17 protein-coding genes are annotated in these 21320 nt (G+C 62.9%); 2 read left to right on the forward strand and 15 right to left on the reverse strand.

Features of this window, described 5'->3' with window-relative positions; genetic code table 11:
* The 11 genes from ACQKRQ_RS40895 to ACQKRQ_RS40945 all read right to left on the reverse strand — a co-directional run.
* Positions 1–4175, reverse strand: a 4175-nt coding sequence (locus ACQKRQ_RS40895) for a beta strand repeat-containing protein (protein WP_427483445.1), incomplete at its 3' end; no start/stop codon positions are given.
* An 880-nt stretch (positions 4176–5055) separates the two neighbouring features.
* Positions 5056–5505, reverse strand: a complete 450-nt coding sequence (locus ACQKRQ_RS40900; RefSeq protein ID WP_132373083.1) for a hypothetical protein — start codon at positions 5503–5505, stop codon at positions 5056–5058.
* Between the two features lie 431 nt (positions 5506–5936).
* On the reverse strand, positions 5937–6353 hold the full coding sequence (locus ACQKRQ_RS40905; RefSeq protein ID WP_168795207.1) for a CopD family protein: 417 nt from the start codon (positions 6351–6353) through the stop codon (positions 5937–5939).
* Positions 6354–6368: 15 nt separating this feature from the next.
* Positions 6369–7640, reverse strand: a complete 1272-nt coding sequence (locus tag ACQKRQ_RS40910; protein WP_132373079.1) for a glutamate-5-semialdehyde dehydrogenase — start codon at positions 7638–7640, stop codon at positions 6369–6371.
* A 223-nt stretch (positions 7641–7863) separates the two neighbouring features.
* Positions 7864–8982, reverse strand: coding sequence for a DNA polymerase III subunit delta (holA, locus tag ACQKRQ_RS40915; RefSeq protein WP_427483447.1), 1119 nt, complete (start codon positions 8980–8982; stop codon positions 7864–7866).
* 63 nt (positions 8983–9045) lie between these two features.
* On the reverse strand, positions 9046–9597 hold the full coding sequence (lptE, locus tag ACQKRQ_RS40920; RefSeq protein ID WP_132373075.1) for an LPS assembly lipoprotein LptE: 552 nt from the start codon (positions 9595–9597) through the stop codon (positions 9046–9048).
* Between the two features lie 91 nt (positions 9598–9688).
* Positions 9689–12280 carry a leucine--tRNA ligase gene (gene leuS / locus ACQKRQ_RS40925; RefSeq protein WP_408182868.1) on the reverse strand — a complete coding sequence of 864 codons (2592 nt, stop codon included), beginning with the start codon at positions 12278–12280 and terminating at the stop codon, positions 9689–9691.
* A gap of 238 nt (positions 12281–12518) precedes the next feature.
* The gene (locus tag ACQKRQ_RS40930) at positions 12519–12962 is read right to left on the reverse strand and encodes an ExbD/TolR family protein (protein ID WP_427483450.1); all 444 of its coding nucleotides are present in this window, start codon (positions 12960–12962) and stop codon (positions 12519–12521) included.
* A 28-nt stretch (positions 12963–12990) separates the two neighbouring features.
* Positions 12991–13707, reverse strand: a complete 717-nt coding sequence (locus tag ACQKRQ_RS40935; protein ID WP_408182864.1) for a MotA/TolQ/ExbB proton channel family protein — start codon at positions 13705–13707, stop codon at positions 12991–12993.
* Between the two features lie 77 nt (positions 13708–13784).
* The gene (gene dapB, locus ACQKRQ_RS40940; RefSeq protein WP_427483452.1) at positions 13785–14582 is read right to left on the reverse strand and encodes a 4-hydroxy-tetrahydrodipicolinate reductase; all 798 of its coding nucleotides are present in this window, start codon (positions 14580–14582) and stop codon (positions 13785–13787) included.
* A gap of 165 nt (positions 14583–14747) precedes the next feature.
* Positions 14748–15578, reverse strand: coding sequence for an outer membrane protein assembly factor BamE (locus ACQKRQ_RS40945; protein WP_132376807.1), 831 nt, complete (start codon positions 15576–15578; stop codon positions 14748–14750).
* 158 nt (positions 15579–15736) lie between these two features.
* Here ACQKRQ_RS40945 and fur point away from each other — a divergent pair, with 158 nt between their 5' ends.
* Complete coding sequence (gene fur / locus ACQKRQ_RS40950; RefSeq protein WP_012434340.1) at positions 15737–16165, forward strand: ferric iron uptake transcriptional regulator; 429 nt, start codon at positions 15737–15739, stop codon at positions 16163–16165.
* Between the two features lie 118 nt (positions 16166–16283).
* Here fur and ACQKRQ_RS40955 read toward each other — a convergent pair whose 3' ends face one another.
* From ACQKRQ_RS40955 to ACQKRQ_RS40965, 3 genes are all read right to left on the reverse strand, one after another.
* The gene (locus ACQKRQ_RS40955) at positions 16284–16796 is read right to left on the reverse strand and encodes an ureidoglycolate lyase (RefSeq protein ID WP_427483455.1); all 513 of its coding nucleotides are present in this window, start codon (positions 16794–16796) and stop codon (positions 16284–16286) included.
* 11 nt (positions 16797–16807) lie between these two features.
* Positions 16808–17818: an allantoicase gene (gene alc / locus ACQKRQ_RS40960; RefSeq protein WP_408182858.1), complete on the reverse strand. Its 1011-nt coding sequence runs from the start codon at positions 17816–17818 to the stop codon at positions 16808–16810.
* Between the two features lie 115 nt (positions 17819–17933).
* Complete coding sequence (locus ACQKRQ_RS40965) at positions 17934–19256, reverse strand: C4-dicarboxylate transporter DctA (protein WP_342960638.1); 1323 nt, start codon at positions 19254–19256, stop codon at positions 17934–17936.
* 228 nt (positions 19257–19484) lie between these two features.
* Here ACQKRQ_RS40965 and ACQKRQ_RS40970 point away from each other — a divergent pair, with 228 nt between their 5' ends.
* Positions 19485–20177, forward strand: a complete 693-nt coding sequence (locus ACQKRQ_RS40970; RefSeq protein WP_132373061.1) for a FadR/GntR family transcriptional regulator — start codon at positions 19485–19487, stop codon at positions 20175–20177.
* A gap of 78 nt (positions 20178–20255) precedes the next feature.
* Here the strand turns inward: ACQKRQ_RS40970 and gap are convergent, their stop codons facing one another.
* A complete protein-coding gene (gene gap, locus ACQKRQ_RS40975; RefSeq protein WP_408182856.1) occupies positions 20256–21266 on the reverse strand; it encodes a type I glyceraldehyde-3-phosphate dehydrogenase in 1011 nt (336 codons plus the stop codon).
* Positions 21267–21320 lie beyond the last annotated feature (54 nt).

The raw sequence follows: 21320 nt of genomic DNA on the forward strand, positions 1-21320 counted from the left end.
GTGCCATTGGTCGAGTTGCCGCTGATATCGGTCGTGCCGTTACCGCTGGTGTTCACCGAGCCGTTGATGTCCGTGCCGTCACCGTTGGTCGAGTTGCCCGAGATGTCCGTCGTGCCATTGCCGGTGGTGTTGACCGAACCGTTCGGATCGACGATCACACCCGACCCGTTGGTCGAGTTGCCGCTGATATCGGTCGTCCCGTTACCGCTGGTGTTCACCGAGCCGTTGATGTCCGTGCCGTCACCGTTGGTCGAATTGCCCGAGATGTTCGTCGTGCCATTGTCCGTCGTGTTGACCGAGCCGTTCGGATCGACGACCACGCCCGATCCGTTGGTCGAGTTGCCGTCGATGTTGGTCGAACCATTACCGCTCGTGTTGATCGAGCCGTTGTCCACCACGCCCGAACCGTTGGCCGAATCACCGGAGATGTTCGTCGTGCCATTGTCCGTCGTGTTGATCGAACCGTTCGGATCGACGATCACACCCGAGCCATTGGTCGAGTTGCCGCTGATATCGGTCGTGCCGTTACCGCTGGTGTTCACCGAGCCGTTGATGTCCGTGCCGTCACCGTTGGTCGAGTTGCCCGAGATGTTCGTCGTGCCATTGCCGGTGGTGTTGACCGAACCGTTCGGATCGACGATCACACCCGTGCCATTGGTCGAGTTGCCGCTGATATCGGTCGTGCCGTTACCGCTGGTGTTCACCGAGCCGTTGATGTCCGTGCCGTCACCGTTGGTCGAGTTACCCGAGATGTCCGTCGTGCCATTGCCGGTGGTGTTGACCGAACCGTTCGGATCGACGATCACACCCGTACCGTTACCTGACGAGTTACCGCTGATATCGGTCGTCCCGTTACCGCTGGTGTTCACCGAGCCGTTGATGTCCGTGCCGTCACCGTTGGTCGAATTGCCCGAGATGTTCGTCGTGCCATTGTCCGTCGTGTTGACCGAACCGTTCGGATCGACGACCACGCCCGACCCGTTGGTCGAGTTACCGCTGATATCGGTCGTCCCGTTACCGCTGGTGTTCACCGAGCCGTTGATGTCCGTGCCGTCACCGTTGGTCGAGTTGCCCGAGATGTTCGTCGTGCCATTGCCGGTGGTGTTGACCGAACCGTTCGGATCGACGATCACACCCGTGCCGTTGGTCGAGTTACCCGAGATGTCCGTCGTGCCGTTGTCCGACGTTTTGATCGAACCGTTCTGCGCGACACCCGTACCATTGCCCGACGTGCCCGAGATAATGCTCGTGCCGTTATCCGTGACAATGATCACGCCAGACTGGTCGACGCCGTCTCCGGTAGATGAATTTCCAGTAATAATCGATGCCCCATTGCCAGAGACGCTGATGGTGCCGTCCGTCTGGACTACGCCGGAACCACTGGTCGAGTTACCGGTAACGGCCAATGTCCCGTTCCCCGCAACGTTGACATCGCCGTAAAGCTCCACGCCCCGGCCGGCGTTGGAATTGCCATTTATGGTGAGCGTCCCGCTGTCCGAAACGCTGTCGGTGCCTACATACGATGCTTTTTCGACACCTGGGGCGCTGTCGGAAGTACCATCGATGCTGACCTTACCATTACCCGAAACGTTGACTACTGGAGCGAAAACGCCCCACGAGTCAGTTCCGTGACCGGTGATATGGAATGTCCCGTTGTCCCCAACGTTCACACTGGCGAAGGCGGCATAGCCGCCCTCGCCTGCTCCATTTATGTTTACGCTGCCGTTCTGGCTAACAGAATATTGAGCCCCGTCTGCTACGCCAAATGAGGAGTTGGAAACCCCGCTGATGTTGACCTTCCCGTTGCCGGATATGTTGAAATGAGGAGAGCCCCACGTACTTGCTTCGAAGTCATCAAATTCAGCGCCAATGTATCCCCAGCTGACTCCCGTAGTAATGCCAAAGCCGGTATCTGAGCGCCCCTGAAGATTCAGCGTCGCGCTCTGCGTCACATTGGTCGTTCCCGCTCGAATACCATAACCACTGACGGATGTGCCCGTCACATTTAACTGTCCGCTTCCAATCTCCGTCAACGAGTTGTACTGAACGCCAGCACCGCTATTTGCAGCACCGGTAATCGCGCCTCCGCCGACGTTCGTGACAGTACCATCGAGCTCGACCGCATTGCCTGCCCCGCCCGTGGTATTACCCGTGATCGTGAGGTTGCCGCCGTGCAGATCGATCGTCTCACCACCATTCTGGAGAACCCCGCGCCCGCTTCCACCGGCTGTTCGGCCGCTGACGTTGAGCGTCGAACCCTGGCTCATCGACATGTTGCCGGACCAGAACTGAACGCCATCGCCGGTATTGGACGTGCCCGACACGGTCACCGGGCCGTTGCCGATCTCCGTGAAGTTACTAGCGAAGGCTACGCCTGCGCCCGTATTGGCCGCGCCCGTGATCGTGGCGCCGCCGACGTTCAACTGGTTACCGTACAGAGTGATGGCATTACCCGCGCCACCCGTCGTATTGCCCGAGATGGTCAGGTTGCCGCCGTTCAGATCGAGGGTCGTGCCGGCGTTCGTCTGCACCGAGCCGTTGGCCCGGCCCATGGCCGCCGTCAGGTTCAGGTTCAGCGCATTCGACGTCGACGTGATGTTGCCGTTCAGCGTGATGCTGCCGTTGGCTGCCAGCGTCAGGTTCGCCGCCCCGCCTCCCGTCTTCGTGATGTCCGCGCCCGCCTGCTGCACGATGTTGCCCGTCGCCGTGCCTGCGCTCGCCGTCGTGATCGTCACGTCCGTGCCCGCGGTCAGCGCGTTGCTGATGGTCGCGTTCTTCACCGTCGCTGTGTTGCCCGTGCCGCTGAAGCCGCCCGTCACGTTGCCCGTATAGCCCGCGTCCGCACCCGTGCTGATCGTCACGTCCGTCGGGTCGATCAGCCACTGCCCGGCCTTGCCTTCCGCTGCCGCTGCGCTCACTGCGCCTTCCACGTCCAGGTTGTGACCCGACGTTTCGACAAAGCCACCATTGCCATGCACGGAGTCCGCCTTGATCGTCGCGCCCGCATCCACCTGCGTGTAGTTCGCGAAGTTCACGCCGTCCTGCAGCATCGTTTGCGCCTGCGTGCCCGCGAGCTGGTGCAGGCTGTCACCGCCCATGATTACCTTGCCGCCAGCCGCATCGCCGCTCACGTCCACCGATGCATTGCCGAACACGCCCACGCGGTCGCCCGACAGCACCACCGTGCCGCCCACGCCACCTGCCGCCTTGTTCGACGCATCGATCTTGCCCGTCACCGCCACGTCGCCCGTCGCGCCTGCATCGGCCACCACCGTGCCCGCGCGCGTCACGCCCGAGAGGTTCACCACCGTGTTGAGCAGCGTGTCCTTGCCGCGTGCCGTCAGCAGCACGCTGCCGTTGTCGGCCTTGATCGTGCCGCTGTTTTCGACCAGTGCATTGGCGGTTGCATTCGTCAGCGTCAGCTGGATGCCCTGACCGTTGGCGAGCGCCACCGTCGCGCTATCGCCCGCGGCAAGTGCCACCTGGCCGCCCTTCGCCGTCGTGATCGTGCCCGTGTTACGCGCCTGGTCGCCCATCAGCACCACGAAGCCCTGCGCCTGGATCTGGCCGTCGTTCACCACGCTTGCGTTCGTGCCCGTCGAACCCAGTTGCAGCGGACCACCCGCCATGAACTGGTTCGTGTCGACCGATTTCGTCGTCGCCAGCAGCGAACCCACGTTCACCACCGCGCCCTTGCCGAACAGCACGCCGTTCGCGTTCTGGATCAGCACCTGCCCATTGGCCAGCAGCGTGCCCTGGATGTTCGACGGCGCGCCCGTCACCACGCGGTTCAGCGCCTGCGCCTGGGCGTTCGGCTGATTGAACTGCACCGTGTTGCCCTGGCCGACGTTGAACGTATCCCAGTTGATGATCGTGCGCTGGCTGCCCTGGTTGATGTTCATGTTCGCGCCGGACTGCGCGATGCTCGCCTGGCCCACGACCACCTGACCGTTGGTCGGCAGAGCTTGCGCATGACCGATCGACGGGTCCAGCACCAACAGCGCCAGCACCGCCGTCGCCGTCAACGACGACACGACCCCCAGCTCACCACCCGATGCGCCGGCTGCAGCGCTTTCACCCGCAGCCGCCTTGCCCTGGCTCACGACATTTTCTGCAACCGCGACCAGCATGCCGAGACGTTTGCTAAATACCCGGCGAAATCGATTCTTGTTCATGAATACTCACAGTAAAAATTAAAAACACGACAACCACGTTTGCGGCCCGACATCGAGCGAAGCGTGGCTAGGGCCATCGTGCTTTGCTAATGTTCGATTTGCAGAATATGAGACGAGAGAAGCAGACGGAATCAGACAAGGACTAAAACGCCTCAGAGACGCGCGGGCATTTCAGACAAAGGAGACGAGAGATTTGAGTGCAGATTGTTTGTGCAACTGTCACGGCGACAGCGGTGTCGGCAGTCGAGAGATGAAGAGCTGTAGACGTCCGTTACGCAAGACGCGCGGACAATAGGAATGTGCTGAACTGTAGGCCGCGAAATGGCAGCGTTGACGCTTGCTAAGCAGCGGACATTTGTGGCGAAACTATTGCGTCATGTTCGGAAAAGTCTTAATCGAAGCAGCGATAAATCGCGCCCTAAATTGAGCATCGGTGTGCGGGATGCAATCAGCAATTCAAGTCAAAACGGCGAATCTGCGTTGAGCGCCCAAACGCAGTGACGCAATGCACGCCGCGCATTCCTGCCATCCGGCGAGCGACGTCACATCGGCCGATCCGGATTCAGATAAATAGATGCGAACTCACCTGACCAAGAGTGACCAGCGGGTTGCAAAGGATGAGCCGCCCGCTACGGGCAGCGCGTCACGATCGCGTCGACGAATTGAGTCATCGTGATCAGATTTTCTGACGGCCGCACGATCTGGTGCGGCCACCAGTTGCATAGGCGTTTTGCGGCAGGCCAGTCGCTTACCGCCCTTCACCAATCAACTTCGCAAGCGCCGTGCTGCAGTCGAGCATTGTTGAGCCGCCGCGCAGGAGCGCCGTGTGGCAGACTTCAGCGCGGCGTGGAAACGTGCTGAAACGTGTTTGCAGTCAGTCTCAGTGTGCAGTCGCAGCAACGGCTACATCGGCCGCACGCCGTGCCGACTTACGCGTCGCGGTCACGCTTCGTGCAACGCTCGCATCGTCCTTCTTGGTTTCCTTCCCCGCTTTCGCAAGAAGTTTCGCCGCAGCACTTGCCGTAATTCGACGATGAGCGATGCCACGCGCATCGAGCGCAATCACCTGATACAGTTCGCGGTCGCATTCCACTTCTCGCTCGTACTCCTCGCATGTCTCGACCAGCAACTCGAGTAGCACTTGCCGGCTACGCCGCTCGTGATTCGTCAATGCAGGATTCCTATATATCGAGGTCGCAAGTGTAGCCAGTCTGTTGAGTTGAGTCAGTTGCCGTTCGCACGAACCGAATGCCGACAGAGCGAGTTTTTCGTACTGCAAGGCATCGACTGGCGGGCGTGAGGCAGGTTGATTTTTGATGGACTTGCTCATGGTGCGATCTCCCTAAGACTTACTTGGATCGCCCGACACTCGCTTGCAAGGAGGGTGAGCGGGCATGTAGCGGGTTAGCAGACCGGGCCAAAAACAAACCGGCGAGCCTTTCGGCTCCCCACCACGGCCCGCCCATTGAAATAAGGCGTGCAGAGGCAGACGCACGCCCCGCCTAGGCGGGTGTGCGGTTTTTGGCGCAGGCTGCTAAACCTGACCACCGGTTGATGCCGGTGGTTCGGAAATTATAAATCAGGCCGCACGCGCATTGGCCGTCCCAATTTAGCCGAACAACCGAGCTAGCCATTCGGCCTAAGACCACGCGTCGCACTCGCGCCAATAATAAAAAAGGGCGGTTTGCCGAATCCAGCAAACCGCCCTTTCCACAATTCAAAGCTCGCATCCGAAGAACCCAAACACCGCCCGCCCGCGTCCTAAAACGGCTTAATCACCACCAACGCCACCGCCGCCAACATCCCCAACACCGGCAGCTCATTAAACATCCGATACCACTTATCCGACCGCCGATTCTCACCACGCTCGAAGGTCCGCAGCAGCACGCCGCAATAAGCGTGATAGATGATCAGCAGCACCACCACGCCAACCTTCGCGTGAATCCAACCCTGTCCGCGCCCGATGCCGATCACCAGCCACAACCACAACCCGCACGCCAGCGCCGGCACCGCGATGAACGTCATGAAGCGGAACAGCTTGCGCGCCATCGTCAGGAGACGCGCCGTCGCCGCGGGTTCCGTTTCCATCGCCAGATTGACGAAGATGCGCGGCAAATAGAACAGGCCGGCGAACCATGAAGCAATCAGAACGATGTGAAACGTCTTTACCCAAAGCATCAGCGGTCCTCTCGTTTATTGCCGGCCTTCACCGTGGCCCAGCACGACGTACTTGAGCGACGTCAGCCCTTCCAGACCCACCGGCCCGCGCGCGTGCAGCTTGTCATTCGAAATGCCGATTTCCGCGCCGAGGCCGAATTCGAAACCATCCGCGAAACGCGTCGATGCGTTGACCATCACGCTCGCCGAATCCACTTCGCGCAGGAAGCGCATTGCGCGATCGTGGTCTTCCGTGACGATCGCGTCGGTGTGCTGCGAACTGTACGTGTTGATGTGGTCGATCGCCGCATCGAGGCCGTCGACCACTTTGATCGCCAGCACCGGCGCGAGGTATTCGGTGCGCCAGTCTTCTTCGGTGGCATCGACGAGCGGTCCCACGCCCGCATCCGCCAGCACAGCGCGCGCCGCCGCGTCCACTCGCAGCTCGACTTGCTTATCGCGATACAGCTTGCCCAACGGCGGCAACACTTCGGCCGCTATGCCTCGCGCGACCAGCAGCGTTTCCATCGTGTTGCAGGTGCCGTAGCGGTGCGTCTTGGCGTTGTCGCAGACAGTCAGCGCCTTGGCCAGATCCGCGCGGTCGTCCACGTAAACGTGGCAGATGCCGTCGAGGTGCTTGATCATCGGCACGCGCGCTTCGTTCATCAGGCGCTCGATCAGACTCTTGCCGCCGCGCGGCACGATCACGTCGACGAATTCGGTCATCGTGATCAGCTTGCCGACAGCCGCACGGTCCGAGGTGGCCACCACTTGCACGGCATCTTGCGGCAAACCGGCCGCTTCCAGCCCTTCACCGATCAGCTTCGCCAACGCCGTATTGCATTCGAGCGCTTCCGAACCGCCGCGCAGAATCGTCGCGTTGCCCGACTTCAGGCACAGCGCGGCGGCGTCGATCGTCACGTTCGGACGCGATTCGTAGATGATGCCAATCACGCCCAGCGGCACGCGCATCTGGCCGACCTGAATGCCGCTCGGCCGGTACTTCAGATTGCTGATCTCGCCGATCGGATCGGCCAGCGCAGCGACTTGCCGCAAACCTTCGACCATCGTCTTCAGCGCTTTGTCCGACAGCGTCAAACGATCGATGAACGCGGCATCGTGACCCTTCTCGCGAGCCCGCGCGACGTCGCGCGCGTTGGCTTCTTTCAGCAGCGCGGCATCGCGTTCGATTGCCTGCGCAACGGCCGCGAGCGCGGAATTTTTCGCCGCCGTCGACGCCCGTGCCATCGCCCGCGAAGCTTGGCGGGCGCGGCGGCCGAGGTCGGTCATGTACTGGTCGATATCCATGGTGATTCTCGTGGTGCCGCGCACGTCGACGTGCGGCGGACAGGCAGAATGAGCGAAAGATGAGACGATTGTATGTCGGGTGAAGGCGCTTTGCTTGCGGCGCCGGCCAGTGCAATCCTTGTAGCCTAGGCCGCCATATGCCGAAAACGTCGCACGCTTGAGCGCTACTCGAAGCGCTAGCGGCAGCGGCTAGGCGCTCGCCCGGCAGGCTTGCCGTTGTGGCTCAGGCCGGCCTTCGAGCAGGCGCCGCTGCCGCGCTTCGAGGTCGTGGCGGTGGCACCGGCGCCGCTTTCGGCGAAGCCACTGTCATGGCCAACTCGAACAGGCCATCCCACGGATCGGGCGGCGGATCGTTGCGATGATTGCCGGGCGTGCCGCCCGACAAACCCTTCACCTGCCGATCGAGCCGCGCCGCCAGCGCCAGCGCTTTTTCCAGCGCACCTTCGCTCACACGCGACAACGCCGGTCCAATCAGCCGCTCGCGCGGCCCCCACACGCGGTTTTCGCGCACCAGCATCGCCAGCGGCTTGCCGGCCGCGACGCCGCGCTTGATCCGCAGCAGCGTGCGCACTTCTTCGACCACGGCCCACAGCACCAGCACCGCGGCCTCGCCTTCGCCGCGCAGTCCGTCGAGCATGCGCGACAAGCGGCCGACGTCGCCGGCCAGCATCGCTTCGTTCAGCTTGAAAACGTCGTAACGCGCGACGTTGAGCACAGCGTCCTGAACCTGTTCGAAGCTGAGCGGCCCAGCCGGATACAGCAAGCCGAGCTTCTGAATTTCCTGATGCGCGGCGAGCAGATTGCCTTCCACGCGCTCGGCGATGAACGCCAGCGCGCGCCGCCCTTCTTCGCCAGCGGCAACTCGCTGGCCCTGCGCGGCGAGCCGTTGGCCGACCCAATTCGGCAACTGCGCGCGCTCGACCGGATCGATCTTCAACGCGACGCCCGCGTCGGACAAAGCCGTGAACCACGCCGACTTCTGCGTGGCCGCGTCGAGCCGCGGCAGCGTGATCATGGTGAGCACGTCGTCATTGACGGCAGCAGCGAGCGCTTTCAGCGCGTCCGCGCCTTCCTTGCCGGGCTTGCCTGACGGAATACGCAACTCGACCAGTTGACGGTCGCCGAACAGCGACATCGACTGGCTCGCGCCCAGCAGCGAACTCCAGTCGAACCCGCGTTCGACCGTGAACACCGAGCGGTCGGTGAAGCCGGCCGCGCGCGCCGCGGCGCGAATGCGGTCGCATGCTTCCTGCGCGAGCAGGTGCTCGTCGCCGTACACGACGTACAGTCCGGCGAGTCCCTTGGCGAGATGCGCTTCGAGCGCGTCAAGTCGCAGTTGCATGGCTACCGATCGGCGAGGTTGAACAGGTGCGGCACATTGAACAAAGTGAACGGAATACGACGCTCACAGCGGCGGCGGCGGCAACGGCGCGCGCGGCGCAACCGACGGCACTTCCTGGCCCGGCGCCGGATGCATCGAGCGCACGACGCCCAGACGGCGCGTGAGCTGGTCGATCGCGTCGTTTTCCATATCGGCGAAGAGAATCTCGCTTTCGGCTGATTTCGCTTGCGAGAACTGGTCGCTATAGGTCATCGCGCGGTTCAACGCGATCACGCTCGGCGGAATCAGCAGCGTGCCGTCCTTGGCGATCAGCGAATAGTTCATGTTGAGATTCAATTGATACTCTTCGACTTGGCCCAGCGAGTTCAGCGTCAGCGTGCTGGTGCCGCGGCCTTCCGTGATCTGCAACGTGGCGTCGGCATTCGCGACCGAAGTGACCACGACCGTGTCGCTGCCGCCTTGCACGATACGCGTCAAGCGCGCGGCCGCCGCCGGCGAACCGCCGGCGATAAAGAGGCGTTTGAATGCGTAGTCCTGCTGGCCGCGCAGCTGGAAGCCGCAGGCGGACAACATCAGCACGCTGCAAGCCAGCGTCAAAAACGATCTGCGAGTCACATTGGCTCCTGGTTCGCAGTAGATTCCCCAGCACGGACAAGCGCCGCCGCGCGCGGCGGCGTCCTGCCTGCTGTCATGTCTTCGTCGAAACTCACACGACCACGTTCACGAGGCGGCCCGGCACCACGACGATCTTCTTCGGCGCCTTGCCTTCGCTGAACTTCGCGACCATCTCGTGCGCGGCGGCGAGCTGCTCGATCGCTTCACGCGAGGCGTCTTTCGCCACCGTGAGCGCGCCGCGCACCTTGCCGTTCACCTGCAGCACGAGTTCGATCTCGGACTGCTCCAGCGCCTTCTCGTCGACCTTCGGCCACGGCGCGTCGAGCAGCGAGCCGAGTTCGTCGGCGTAACCGAGTTCCTGCCACAGCTGGAACGTGAGGTGCGGCACGACCGGATACAGCACGCGCAGCATCACGCTATACGTTTCGCGCAGCACGGCCGGGCGGGCGCCCTTCGCGCTGTCGAGCGCGTTGAGCATCTTCATGGCGGCCGACACCACCGTGTTGTACTGCAAACGCTGGTAATCGAAGTCGGCCTGCTTCAGCACGCTGTAGATCTCGCGGCGCAGCGCCTTTTCGACGTCGTTGAGTTGAGCGGCGTCGAACGTGCCGCCCTGGCGTAACGCAGCTTCGTTCGTCTGACTGAAGTTCCACACGCGGCGCAGGAAGCGGCTCGCGCCTTCCACGCCCGAGCCGGACCATTCGAGCGACTGCTCGGGCGGTGCGGCGAACATCACGAACAGACGCGCGGTGTCCGCGCCGTGCTGATCGATCAGCAATTGCGGATCGACGCCGTTGTTCTTCGACTTCGACATTTTCTCGACGCCGCCGAGCACCACCGGCTGGCCGTCCGCATTCAGGACGGCGCCGACCGGGCGGCCCTTGTCGTCGAACGAAACGGTCACGTCGGCCGGGTTATACCAGGTCTTCTTGCCCGCTTCGTTTTCACGGTAGTAGGTTTCGTTGAGCACCATGCCCTGCGTCAGCAGATTTTTGGCCGGCTCGCCGAACTTGACCAGACCGAGATCGCGCATCACCTTCGCCCAGAAGCGCGAGTACAAGAGGTGCAGAATCGCGTGCTCGATGCCGCCGATGTACTGGTCCATCGGCGCCCAGTAGTCGGTGCGCTCGTCGACCATGGTCTTCGCATCCGGCGACGCGTAGCGGTAGAAGTACCACGACGAATCGACGAAGGTGTCCATGGTGTCGGTTTCGCGCTTGGCGGCGCCGCCGCAGGTCGGGCAGGTGCAGTTCACGAACGCTTCCGACTTGGCGAGCGGATTGCCCGTGCCGTCCGGCACGAGGTCTTCCGGCAGCACCACCGGCAGATCTTTTTCCGGCACCGGCACGTCGCCGCACGTCGGGCAATGGATGATCGGAATCGGCGTGCCCCAATAGCGCTGACGCGACACGCCCCAGTCACGCAGACGCCACGTGATCTGCTTGTCGCCGAGACCGAGTTCCTTCAAATCCGCGGCGATCTGGTCGACCGCTGCCTCATAGCCGAGGCCGTCGTACTTGCCGCTGTTGATCAGCGTACCAGTCTTGTCGCCATACCATTCTTGCCAGGCGTCGGTCGAGTATTCCTTGCCTTGAACGGCGACCACCTGCTTGATCGGCAGATCGTATTTCTTCACGAAGGCGAAGTCGCGCTCGTCGTGCGCCGGCACGCCCATCACGGCGCCTTCGCCGTAGCTCATCAGCACGTAGTTGCCGATCCACACTTCGACCTGTTCCTGCGTCAGCGGATGCGTGACGTAGAAGCCGGTGGCCATGCCCTTCTTTTCCATGGTCGCGACGTCGGCTTCAGCAACGCCGCCGCGCTTGCATTCCTCGATGAAAGCCTGCAACTCCGGCTTGTCTTTCGCGAGGCGCGTGGCGAGCGGATGCTCAGCGGCGATCGCGCAGAAGGTGACGCCCATGATCGTGTCGGCGCGCGTGGTGAACACGCGCAGCAGCTTCTGTTCGCCGTCGATCTCGTACGGGAAGCCGAAGTTCACGCCGAAACTCTTGCCGATCCAGTTCTGCTGCATGATCTTGACGCGCTCGGGCCAGCCGAGGCCTTCGAGGTCGTTCAGCAGTTCGTCCGCGTACTGCGTGATGCGCATGTAGTACATCGGGATTTCGCGCTTTTCGACCAGCGCGCCCGAACGCCAGCCGCGGCCGTCGATCACCTGCTCGTTGGCGAGCACGGTCTGATCGACCGGATCCCAGTTGACGGTGCCGGTTTTCTTGTACGCGATGCCCTTTTCCAGCATCTTCAGGAACAGCCACTGGTTCCACTTGTAGTAGTCCGGGCTGCAGGTGGCGACTTCACGCGACCAGTCGATCGCGAGGCCCATCGACTGCATCTGCTTCTTCATGTAAGCGATGTTGTCGTAGGTCCACTTGGCCGGCGGCACGTTGTTGGCCATCGCGGCGTTTTCCGCCGGCATGCCGAACGCGTCCCAACCCATCGGCATCAGCACGTTGTAGCCGTTCATCCGCAGATAGCGGTACATCACGTCGTTGATCGTATAGTTGCGCACGTGACCCATGTGCAGCTTGCCCGACGGGTACGGCAGCATCGAGACGCAATAGAACTTGGGCTTGTCGGTGACTTCCGTCGACTTGTACGCGTCGATGGCGCGCCATTGCCCTTGCGCGGCGGATTCGACGTCGGAGGGAACGTATTTTTCGTGCATGGTGTGATGGGATCGCTGGGTCGGTGCTTTCGCACCGGCCGCTTTGGTGCTCTGCTGGATGAAATGGCGTCGTTTCCCCTTCGGCGGGGGAAAGGGCTGATTATACCGTCCGCGGACGGGTACGCCGCGCGGCGTGCCGCATGGGTTTGACCGCGTCGCGCGGGAGCGAGCCCGCGGGTTCGCAGTCCCGGCGAGATGGCGTGCCGAACTGGCCCCCTCGCGGACCGCGGCAACGGCGCTATGGCGCCTTTGGAGTTGCGGCTGCCGGCAGCGGCGGGGCCGTCACGAAACCGATCCGCTCGAGCCCGCTCTGCTGCGCCGCGCCCATGACCTGCGCGATCACCTCGTAGCGCGTGGAGCGCTCGGCGCGTAGCTGGATCTCCGGCTGGTCGCTCTGCTTGCCCGCTTGCGCGAAGCGCGCGCGCATCTGCTCGAGCGTGATCACACTGCCGTCCCAGTACAGCTTGCCGGCGGCGTCGATGGAAAGGGAAATGGTTTGCGGCGTCTGGCGCGCGGGCGCGGCCGCGACTCTGGGCAAATCGAGCCGGATCGCGTGCGTGAATAAAGGCGCGGTAATGATAAAAATCACCAGCAGGACCAGCATCACGTCGATCAGCGGCGTCATGTTGATCTCGGCCATGGGCGCGGCCGTCTGCTTTTTCTCGAGTCCGCCGAATGCCATATCGCCTCCTTCTGTCCGAGCGGCGCGCTTAGTGAGTCGAGGCCTGCTGAGCCCGCGCCGGCGCCTGCGTGTGACCCTGCTCCGCCGGCGCGCAGACGTAGGCGTGCAGGTCGTGCGCGAAGCCGTCGAGGTCTTCCGTCAACTGCCGCACCATCCGCCCGAGCACGTTGTAGGCGAGCACGGCCGGAATCGCGACCACGAGGCCGAATGCGGTCATGATGAGCGCCTCGCCGACCGGCCCGGCGACGTTTTCAATCTGCGCCTGACCGCTCGCAGCAATGCTGCCGAGCGCGTGATAGATGCCCCACACGGTGCCGAGCAGGCCGACGAATGGCGCCGTGCTGCCCACCGAGGCCAGCAGCACCTGGCCGAATTCGAGCCGTCGCTGCGACGCGTTGAGCGCCTGACGCAGAGCCCGCAACACCCGCTCGCCACGTTCGACGCGCGCGAGCAGCGCGCCCGGAATATCCACCTCAGACGCATGCAGCGCTGCTTCCGCCAGCGGCGTGAAGACGCGCTCGCGGTCCGCGCGCTTTAACGCCGCGACGCCTTCGGCCAGCGTGGGCGCCTGCCAGAACTGGGCAAGCGCGCGCGTGGCCTGACGTTTGGCGCGCGTGAGGATCCAGCTTTTGACGATCAGAAAGCACCAGCTCGCAATCGACATGGCCAGCAGCACGTACGCGACGCCATGCGTGATCGCATCGCTGGTTTGCAGGTAATGGATGATGCCGCTGCTGCCTGCCATCTGACCTCGCCGTGGAGTAGTGATTTCAGGGGCGCGAACACGTGGAGCGATGCCCCTTCGGTTCGCTCAGGACGAGCTCAACGCAGACCGAGCACGTCCTGCATGTCGAAGAAGCCAGTTGCGTGGCCTTCGAGGAAACGCACAGCACGAAGCGCGCCTTGCGCGTACGACAGACGGCTCGCCGATTTGTGCGTGATTTCGATGCGCTCGCCGATGCCCGCGAACAGCACCGTATGGTCCCCGACGATATCGCCGCCGCGAATCGCCGAAAAACCTATCGTGGACGGGTCGCGCTCGCCGGTCACGCCTTCGCGGCTGTACACCGCGCAGTCGTCGAGATTGCGGCCGAGCGCATTGGCGATCACCTCGCCCATGGTCAACGCCGTGCCGGACGGCGCGTCGACCTTGTGACGATGATGCGCCTCGATGATTTCGACGTCGTAGCCGGTCGCGAAATGCTTGGCCGCGAATTCGAGCAGCTTCAGCGTGACGTTCACGCCCACGCTCATGTTCGACGAGAACATGATGGCGATCTTGTCCGCCGCGGCGCGCAGTTGCGCCTTCTGCTCGTTGTCGAAGCCGGTCGTGCCGATCACCATTTTCACGTTGTGACGCTGCGCCGCTTCGAGATGCATCAGCGTGCCTTCGGGGCGCGTGAAGTCGATCAGGTAATCGGATTCGGCGAACACGCGCTCGACGTCGTCGGTCAGCACGACGCCCGTCTGTTTGCCCAGAAACGCGCCGGCGTCCTGCCCGAGTTGCGGGGAGCCCGCGCGGTCGAGCGCGCCGGACAGCGTGGCGCCGGAATCGTTAAGGACTGTTTCGATGAGCATGCGGCCCATACGGCCCGATGCGCCAGCAATGGCAATTTTCATGGCTACGAGGGTTCGAAAGGCAAAACCCGGCAAAGGCGGGTAAAAGCGGCGGCGGGCAGCACACCCAAGCGCCGCGCATGACTGAAAAAACGAAGAACCGGACGAACGCTTTGCACGGTGCGGTTGCCCGCGCGCAGCGCCCGTCTTAAGACACGGACAGCGCGATTAGCCGCCCGTTCCCGAAGCCGGAGAAGAGGTCAGCGGCGCGTTGTGCGCCGGGCTGCTGTTGCTGCTCTGCGGGCCCGTCGGTCCAACCGGATTGCTGTTGTCCGTACCCGGATTTTGCGGCGGCGGCGGACGGTGGAACTGGAACTGCGGCTGACCCGCGGCCGTCGGGCCTTGCTGCGGGATGCCGCCGCCGTTGGCGGTCGGCGCGCTCGGCACGCTCGGACGCGCATTGGGCGACAACTGCACTGCATTGGTCGCACGATTGGCGGCTTGCGCGGCTTCCGCGTTGGCGTCCGTGGACGGGACACCCGCTGCGGCAGCGCCGGCCACGGACGGCGAAAGCACGGTGTCCGGCGTGGTCGGCACGGCCGCAGCCGCCGGCGCGCTCGCGCCGCTGGCACCGCTCGCCACGGCCGCTGCCGCCTTCTTCTTGCCCGACTTGTCGCCGTCGATTTCAGCCAGCAACTCGAGGTTGGACGGCAGATCGTCGCCGCCCGACCAGCTGGCGACGCGGTCGCCCGCGAATATGACCACGAAGTCGCGCTGCTGCACGACGTTAGTCGAGCCGCGCTTGAAATAGAACACGTAGTCCCAGCGATCGGCGTGGAACATGTCGGTCAGGAGCGGCGTGCCGAGCAGTTGCTTGACCTGCGCGCGGGACAGGCCGACCTGCATCTGTGCTGCCGCTTCTTTCGAGACGAAATTGCCTTGCACCACTGTAATCCGGTACGGCGTGATGCTTTGGGCAACACGCTGCGTCAGGCTGTCGTAAGTGGAACATCCGGCAAGAACCGCGACAGTCGCAACAGCGATCAAGGTACCCCGCATGCGGCTCCCCCGGTAGATCAATTGAGATTTTGAAATCATTTCACTCACCGTGCGGGCCCGCTGACGAGCCGCGCGAGTTTCATTCCATCGAAGATGACCAGAACGGCAAAAACACATTACTATGAGAGCCCAGCATTGTACTCTAGGGATCCCTTGTCATGACCAATCCAACCGATCTCAAGAATATCGGGCTCAAGGCGACCCTTCCGCGCCTCAAAATCCTTGAGATTTTTCAGCACAGCCCGGTGCGCCACCTGACGGCCGAAGACGTGTACCGCAACCTGCTGCACGAAGAACTCGATATCGGTCTTGCAACCGTGTATCGCGTCCTAACGCAATTCGAGCAGGCGGGCCTGCTCTCGCGCAGCAATTTCGAGTCGGGTAAGGCGGTGTTCGAACTGAACGAAGGGTCACACCACGACCACCTCGTGTGCCTCGATTGCGGGCTCGTCGAAGAATTTTTCGACTCCGAAATCGAGAGCCGCCAGCAGTCCATCGCGAAAGAACGCGGCTTCAAGCTGCAAGAACACGCTTTGGCGCTGTACGGCGCCTGCACGAAGGAGAATTGCCCGCATCGCAAGCATTGATGCGGTGCCGGCCGCGCTGGGGTGCGCGGTCAGGTGGCCAAAAAAAGACCCGGCCGATGCCAATCGGCCGGGTCTTTTTTCGTCTGCAGCGTCGCTTTTTGCGGGAACCGTTACGACCCTATTCCACCAGCTCGGCGCGGGCTTCGAACGTCAGCCGCCACGGCTCCGCCAATGACAATTCGTCGCAATTAGGCTGCTCGCCGCCACGATCGACCACCACGAAATCGCTCACCCGATCGAGCGCGAGCAACGGGTGGTGCCAGACGCCTTTCGCGTAGTTCACGCCCTGCCACGCGTCGGTCCAGAAGGCGCGCATCTGCGCCGGATCGAACTCGCCGGCCGGCGCGACGACCACCAGATAGCGGCCGGCGGTCAAGGGAATGAAAGCCTGGCTGCCGAGCGGATGCCGCTCCATCATCGTGATCTCGACCGGCAGCGCACGCGGCTGCGCGCGAAACAGGTTGATCAGCGGCCGGCCGCCGTTCTCCGTCACATCGACACTGGCCAGGTCGTGATAGCGCTCGGTCGTGCCGCCGTTGATGGCGAAATGACGCGCGCCGTCCAACTCGATGACGTCGCCGAACGGCGCGAAAGTCGCGCGCGTGAGCCGTTCCATCTGCAATGTCTTCATCGACGACTCCGTTATGCGATTTCGCCCCACAGGCGCAGGCGCGACACGCCGCCGTCCGGAAAGATATTGAAACGAACATGCGTGACCGGGCCGAGCGACGCGAGGTCATCCGCGAAGGTGTGGACGTGGTCCATCTGCAGTTTCTGTTCGCCGAGCAGCACCGGCCAGAACATCGCCTGCGTAACGAGCGAATCGTCCGTGCCGCCCGTCACCGACGCGGCTTGCAGCGAGCAGCGGTCCGGGAAGTTGCCCTTGAAGTGCGCCGTATCCACTTCGATCTTGCGAATCACGCCCGGCCGCGCCAACGCGACGATCGCCCAATCGTTGCCCGGCTCGCGGCGGCGCCGGGTTTCCCAGCCGTCGCCCATGTTGACGCCGCGGCCCGGCATCAGCATCTGCGAAGCCGGCCCGAAGTGCTGGTTGTTCGCCGCGACCAGATAGGCGCCGTTTTCGATCGCCGCCAGATCCAGCAGCGTGCCGCGCTCCACGCGCTCCCAATCGCGCTTCGGCTGGCCGTACACGCGCAAACGCGCGAGGCCGCCGTCCGGGTACAGATTCACACGCAGATGGGTGAACGCGCGCGCGTCGTTCACGTCGACGTAGTGGTGCTGATTGCCCTGCAGCGTGGTGGCCGGTACGAGCGTTTGCCAGTCGGCGCTATCGGGCGGCACTTCGCCATCCACGTAGCAGGCGTCGATCGACGCCGCCGGCGGGAAGTTGCCGGTGAAGTGGCTCGTGTCCAGATCCACGCCGTGCACGACGCCCGGATGCGCGAGGCGGATCACACAGGAGTCGTGGCCGGTGGTGCGCTTGCGGCGGGTTTCCCAGCCGTCCATCCACTTACCGTGGTCGTCGTATTTGCCGGGGATGAACACCGCCGGCTGCGGCTCCAGCATGCGTTCTTTCGGGGCGAAGAATTCGTCGCTGGCGAAAAGCGCCTTCGCGCCCAGGCGCGGGTCGGCGAGATTCATGTAGCGACGGGTGAAAGCGGGAGCGTTGGGGTCGAGGATCGGATTGGCCATAGTCTCTAGTCTCGGTCAGGCAGCGAAAAAGTGAAGGAGGGCCGGCGTTCTTGGAATCTGCCGGCGCTGGAAGCGCGCTGCATTGGCGCGCGGATCTGGATACGGTTTCTCAGGTTCAGACGGCGTGAGCGTGTTCGCCGGCGGCAGGCTCGGCGTCGTCACCGGCCGGCACGAAGCGCAACGCCGCATCGCGGTTCAGTACGCGGTGGGCGCGCGCCCGGTCGATATCGTTTTCCCACACGGCGACCACCACCGTCGCCACGCAATTGCCGATCAGGTTGGTCAGCGCGCGGGCAATGCCGACGAACCAGTCGACCGGCAGGATCAGCACGAGGCCGAGCACGGGGATCGCGGGAATCGCGGACAGCGTGGCGGCCAGAATCACGATGGCCGAGCCGGGAATGCCGTGCGCGCCCTTCGACGTCACCAGCGACACCAGCACCACCACGATCAGGTCATGCATGGACAGCGGCGTGTTGGTGGCCTGCGCGATGAAGATAACCGCGAGAGTGAGATAGATGGAGAACCCGTCGAGATTGAACGAATAGCCGGTCGGAATGACGAGGCCGACGGTCGAATCTTTGACGCCCATCCATTCGAGCTTGCGCATGATCTGCGGCAGCACGGCGTCCGATGAAGCGGTGCCGAGCACGATCGACAGTTCTTCGCGCAGATAGCGAATCAGCTTGAAGATGCTGAAGCCGGCCAGACGCATGACGACGCCCAGCACGACGGCCACGAACACGAAACAGCTCACGTAGAACACGAGCACCAGCATGCCGAGCTGCTTGAGCGATTCGACGCCGTACGTGCCGGTGGTAAACGCGATCGCCCCGAGCACGCCGAGCGGCGCGAGCTTGATGATGAAACCCATCACGCGGAAAAACACTTGCGAGAGTTCGTCGATCAGGTTGCTCACTCGCTGCGCCTTGTTGCCGAGCAGCGACAGCGCCGAGCCGAACAGCACCGAAAACACGAGAATCTGCAGGATGTCGCCGGTGGCGAACGCATTGATCGCCGTGTCGGGGATGATCTTCAGCAGAAAGCCGGCGGTGTCCTTGAGGCTCTTCGCATGCTCGGTGTAGGTCGAGAGCGAGGCGGGATCAAGCGAGTGCAGATCGATGTTCATGCCGACACCGGGGCGCGTGACATACGCCAGGATCGCGCCGATCACGAGCGCGATCGTCGTCATCACCTCGAAGTAGATCACGGCCTTCAGGCCGACCCGCCCCACTTTGCGCAAGTCGCCGGCATGCGCCATGCCACTGACCACCACACAAAAGACGATTGGCCCGATCACCATCTTGATCAGCTTGAGAAAGCCGTCGCCGAGCGGGCGTAGCGATTGGGCGAAATGCGGGAAGACGGCACCGATTACGATGCCCGCCACCAGCGCTATGACGACCCGGCCAAACAGCGAATTGAAAAATTTCAACACGGCTTCCTCCTGGTTGCGATTCACATCTGTTCAGACTGGTCCGACCAGTACTGTTATCTCGAATAGTAGGAAGCCGATATACTGACGTCAAGGATTCATAGAACAGTGTTTACCCGCTGTTTTTCAAGCGGTTTCGGGTCGGATCGGCAGCGGCGAGCGGCAAGCCGTACGAGCGTTCAGACCGCGTATTACAATGCTGGTCAGACCGCGCTTTCAAGTGAGCCAACGATGAAAAACGTGCCGCATACCGTTACTGATGCCGCCATCGCGACCATCCGCGAACGGATCGAAGCGGGCGCCTATCCCGTGGGCAGTTTGCTGCCGGCCCAGCGTCAACTCTCCGAAGAACTCGCGATCAGCCGGGCGTCGTTGCGCGAAGCGCTTTCCACGCTCGAGGCGCTCGGTCTGCTGGTGATCAGGCCCGGCAAGGGTGTGTACGTGGAAAGCGCGCAGGCCTCGGCCGCGCAAGCGTGGCGCTTCGCGGAGCAGTCGTCGCTGCCGGACACCTATCAGATGCGCTTCGCGCTGGAAGGTTTTATCGCGCGCATGGCGGCGCTGGCGGTCAGCGATTCCGACCTTGCCTGGTTCGAAGAGAACATCACAGCCATGCAAACGGCGCTCGCCTGCGACGAACTCGACGAAGCCGCTCGCCTCGACTACGACTTCCACATGCGGATCGTGAACATTGCCGGCAACGCGGCGATCGAATCGATTCTGAGCAGCAGTGCGGAGATCATGAAGGAAAGCCAGCGCATGCCGTTCTATCGGCGCGAACTGGTGCTGTCCACCTACAACGAGCATCGCGTGATTCTGGACGCGCTCAAGGCGCGCGATTCCGCCGCGGCCGGCAAAGCCATCGAGACGCATATCTCTAACGCCGCGCAGCGCGCCGGCGTCTATTTCCCGACGCCGCACGCGTAAAAAAAGCCGCTCCGAAGAGCGGCTTTTTTAATCCTGCCGCCGGCTCGAAGCCGGCATTGCAGGTCAAGGCACGAAGACTTACTTCGCGTTGGCGAGCGCCACAGCCGTGTCCAGCATGCGGTTCGAGAAGCCCCACTCGTTGTCGTACCAGCTCGACACCTTCACCAGACGGCCCGACACCTTGGTCAGCGTGGCGTCGAACGTCGACGAAGCGGGGTTGTGGTTGAAGTCGATCGACACCAGCGGTGCGTCGTTGTAGCCGAGGATGCCCTTCAGCGAACCTTCCGACGCTTCCTTCATGATCGCGTTGACTTCTTCGACCGTCGTGTCGCGTGCAGCGATGAACGACAGGTCGACGACCGACACGTTGATCGTCGGAACGCGAATCGCGTAGCCGTCCAGCTTGCCGTTCAGTTCCGGCAGCACCAGACCGACCGCCGAAGCCGCGCCGGTCTTGGTCGGGATCTGGCTGTGCGTGGCCGAGCGCGCGCGGCGCAGGTCTTCGTGGTACACGTCCGTCAGAACCTGGTCGTTCGTGTACGCGTGGATCGTGGTCATCAGACCGTTCACCAGACCGATCTTGTCGTTCAGCGGCTTGACGAGCGGCGCGAGGCAGTTCGTCGTGCACGATGCGTTCGAGATCACCGTGTCCGAGGCCTTCAGCACGTTGTGGTTCACGCCGTAGACGATCGTGGCGTCGACGTCTTTACCGCCCGGCGCCGAGATGATCACCTTCTTCGCGCCGCCCTTGATGTGCGCGCTGGCCTTTTCCTTGGTCGTGAAAAAGCCCGTGCATTCCAGCACGACGTCGACGTTCAGCTCGCCCCACGGCAGTTCAGCCGGGTTGCGGTTGGCCAGCACGCGGATCTTGTCGCCGTTGACAACCAGGTAGTCGCCGTCCACCGACACTTCGCCCGGGAACTTGCCGTGCGCCGTGTCGTATTGCGTCAGGTGAGCGTTCGTCTTGGCATCGCCAAGATCGTTGATGGCGACGATTTCGATATCGTGCTTCTTGCCGTTTTCATAGAAGGCGCGCAGCGTGTTGCGGCCGATCCGGCCGTAGCCGTTGATTGCGACGCGAATCGTCATGGTCTATCTCCTGAGGGCTGAAAAAATACGTCCAGGTTCGTCTGACTGACCGCG

Origin of the sequence: Paraburkholderia sp. NPDC080076 (assembly GCF_050281145.1) — a bacterium.
GTDB lineage: Bacteria > Pseudomonadota > Gammaproteobacteria > Burkholderiales > Burkholderiaceae > Paraburkholderia.

What these genes read in the sequence shown, in the direction of transcription:
- ACQKRQ_RS40900 (WP_132373083.1), bottom strand. Translation starts at nt 5,505, where the DNA reads ATGAGCAAGTCCATCAAAAATCAACCTGCCTCACGCCCGCCAGTCGAT.
- ACQKRQ_RS40905 (WP_168795207.1), bottom strand. Translation starts at nt 6,353, where the DNA reads ATGCTTTGGGTAAAGACGTTTCACATCGTTCTGATTGCTTCATGGTTC.
- ACQKRQ_RS40910 (WP_132373079.1), bottom strand. Translation starts at nt 7,640, where the DNA reads ATGGATATCGACCAGTACATGACCGACCTCGGCCGCCGCGCCCGCCAA.
- holA (WP_427483447.1), bottom strand. Translation starts at nt 8,982, where the DNA reads ATGCAACTGCGACTTGACGCGCTCGAAGCGCATCTCGCCAAGGGACTC.
- leuS (WP_408182868.1), bottom strand. Translation starts at nt 12,280, where the DNA reads ATGCACGAAAAATACGTTCCCTCCGACGTCGAATCCGCCGCGCAAGGG.
- ACQKRQ_RS40930 (WP_427483450.1), bottom strand. Translation starts at nt 12,962, where the DNA reads ATGGCATTCGGCGGACTCGAGAAAAAGCAGACGGCCGCGCCCATGGCC.
- ACQKRQ_RS40935 (WP_408182864.1), bottom strand. Translation starts at nt 13,707, where the DNA reads ATGGCAGGCAGCAGCGGCATCATCCATTACCTGCAAACCAGCGATGCG.
- dapB (WP_427483452.1), bottom strand. Translation starts at nt 14,582, where the DNA reads ATGAAAATTGCCATTGCTGGCGCATCGGGCCGTATGGGCCGCATGCTC.
- ACQKRQ_RS40945 (WP_132376807.1), bottom strand. Translation starts at nt 15,578, where the DNA reads ATGCGGGGTACCTTGATCGCTGTTGCGACTGTCGCGGTTCTTGCCGGA.
- fur (WP_012434340.1), top strand. Translation starts at nt 15,737, where the DNA reads ATGACCAATCCAACCGATCTCAAGAATATCGGGCTCAAGGCGACCCTT.
- ACQKRQ_RS40955 (WP_427483455.1), bottom strand. Translation starts at nt 16,796, where the DNA reads ATGAAGACATTGCAGATGGAACGGCTCACGCGCGCGACTTTCGCGCCG.
- alc (WP_408182858.1), bottom strand. Translation starts at nt 17,818, where the DNA reads ATGGCCAATCCGATCCTCGACCCCAACGCTCCCGCTTTCACCCGTCGC.
- ACQKRQ_RS40970 (WP_132373061.1), top strand. Translation starts at nt 19,485, where the DNA reads ATGAAAAACGTGCCGCATACCGTTACTGATGCCGCCATCGCGACCATC.
- gap (WP_408182856.1), bottom strand. Translation starts at nt 21,266, where the DNA reads ATGACGATTCGCGTCGCAATCAACGGCTACGGCCGGATCGGCCGCAAC.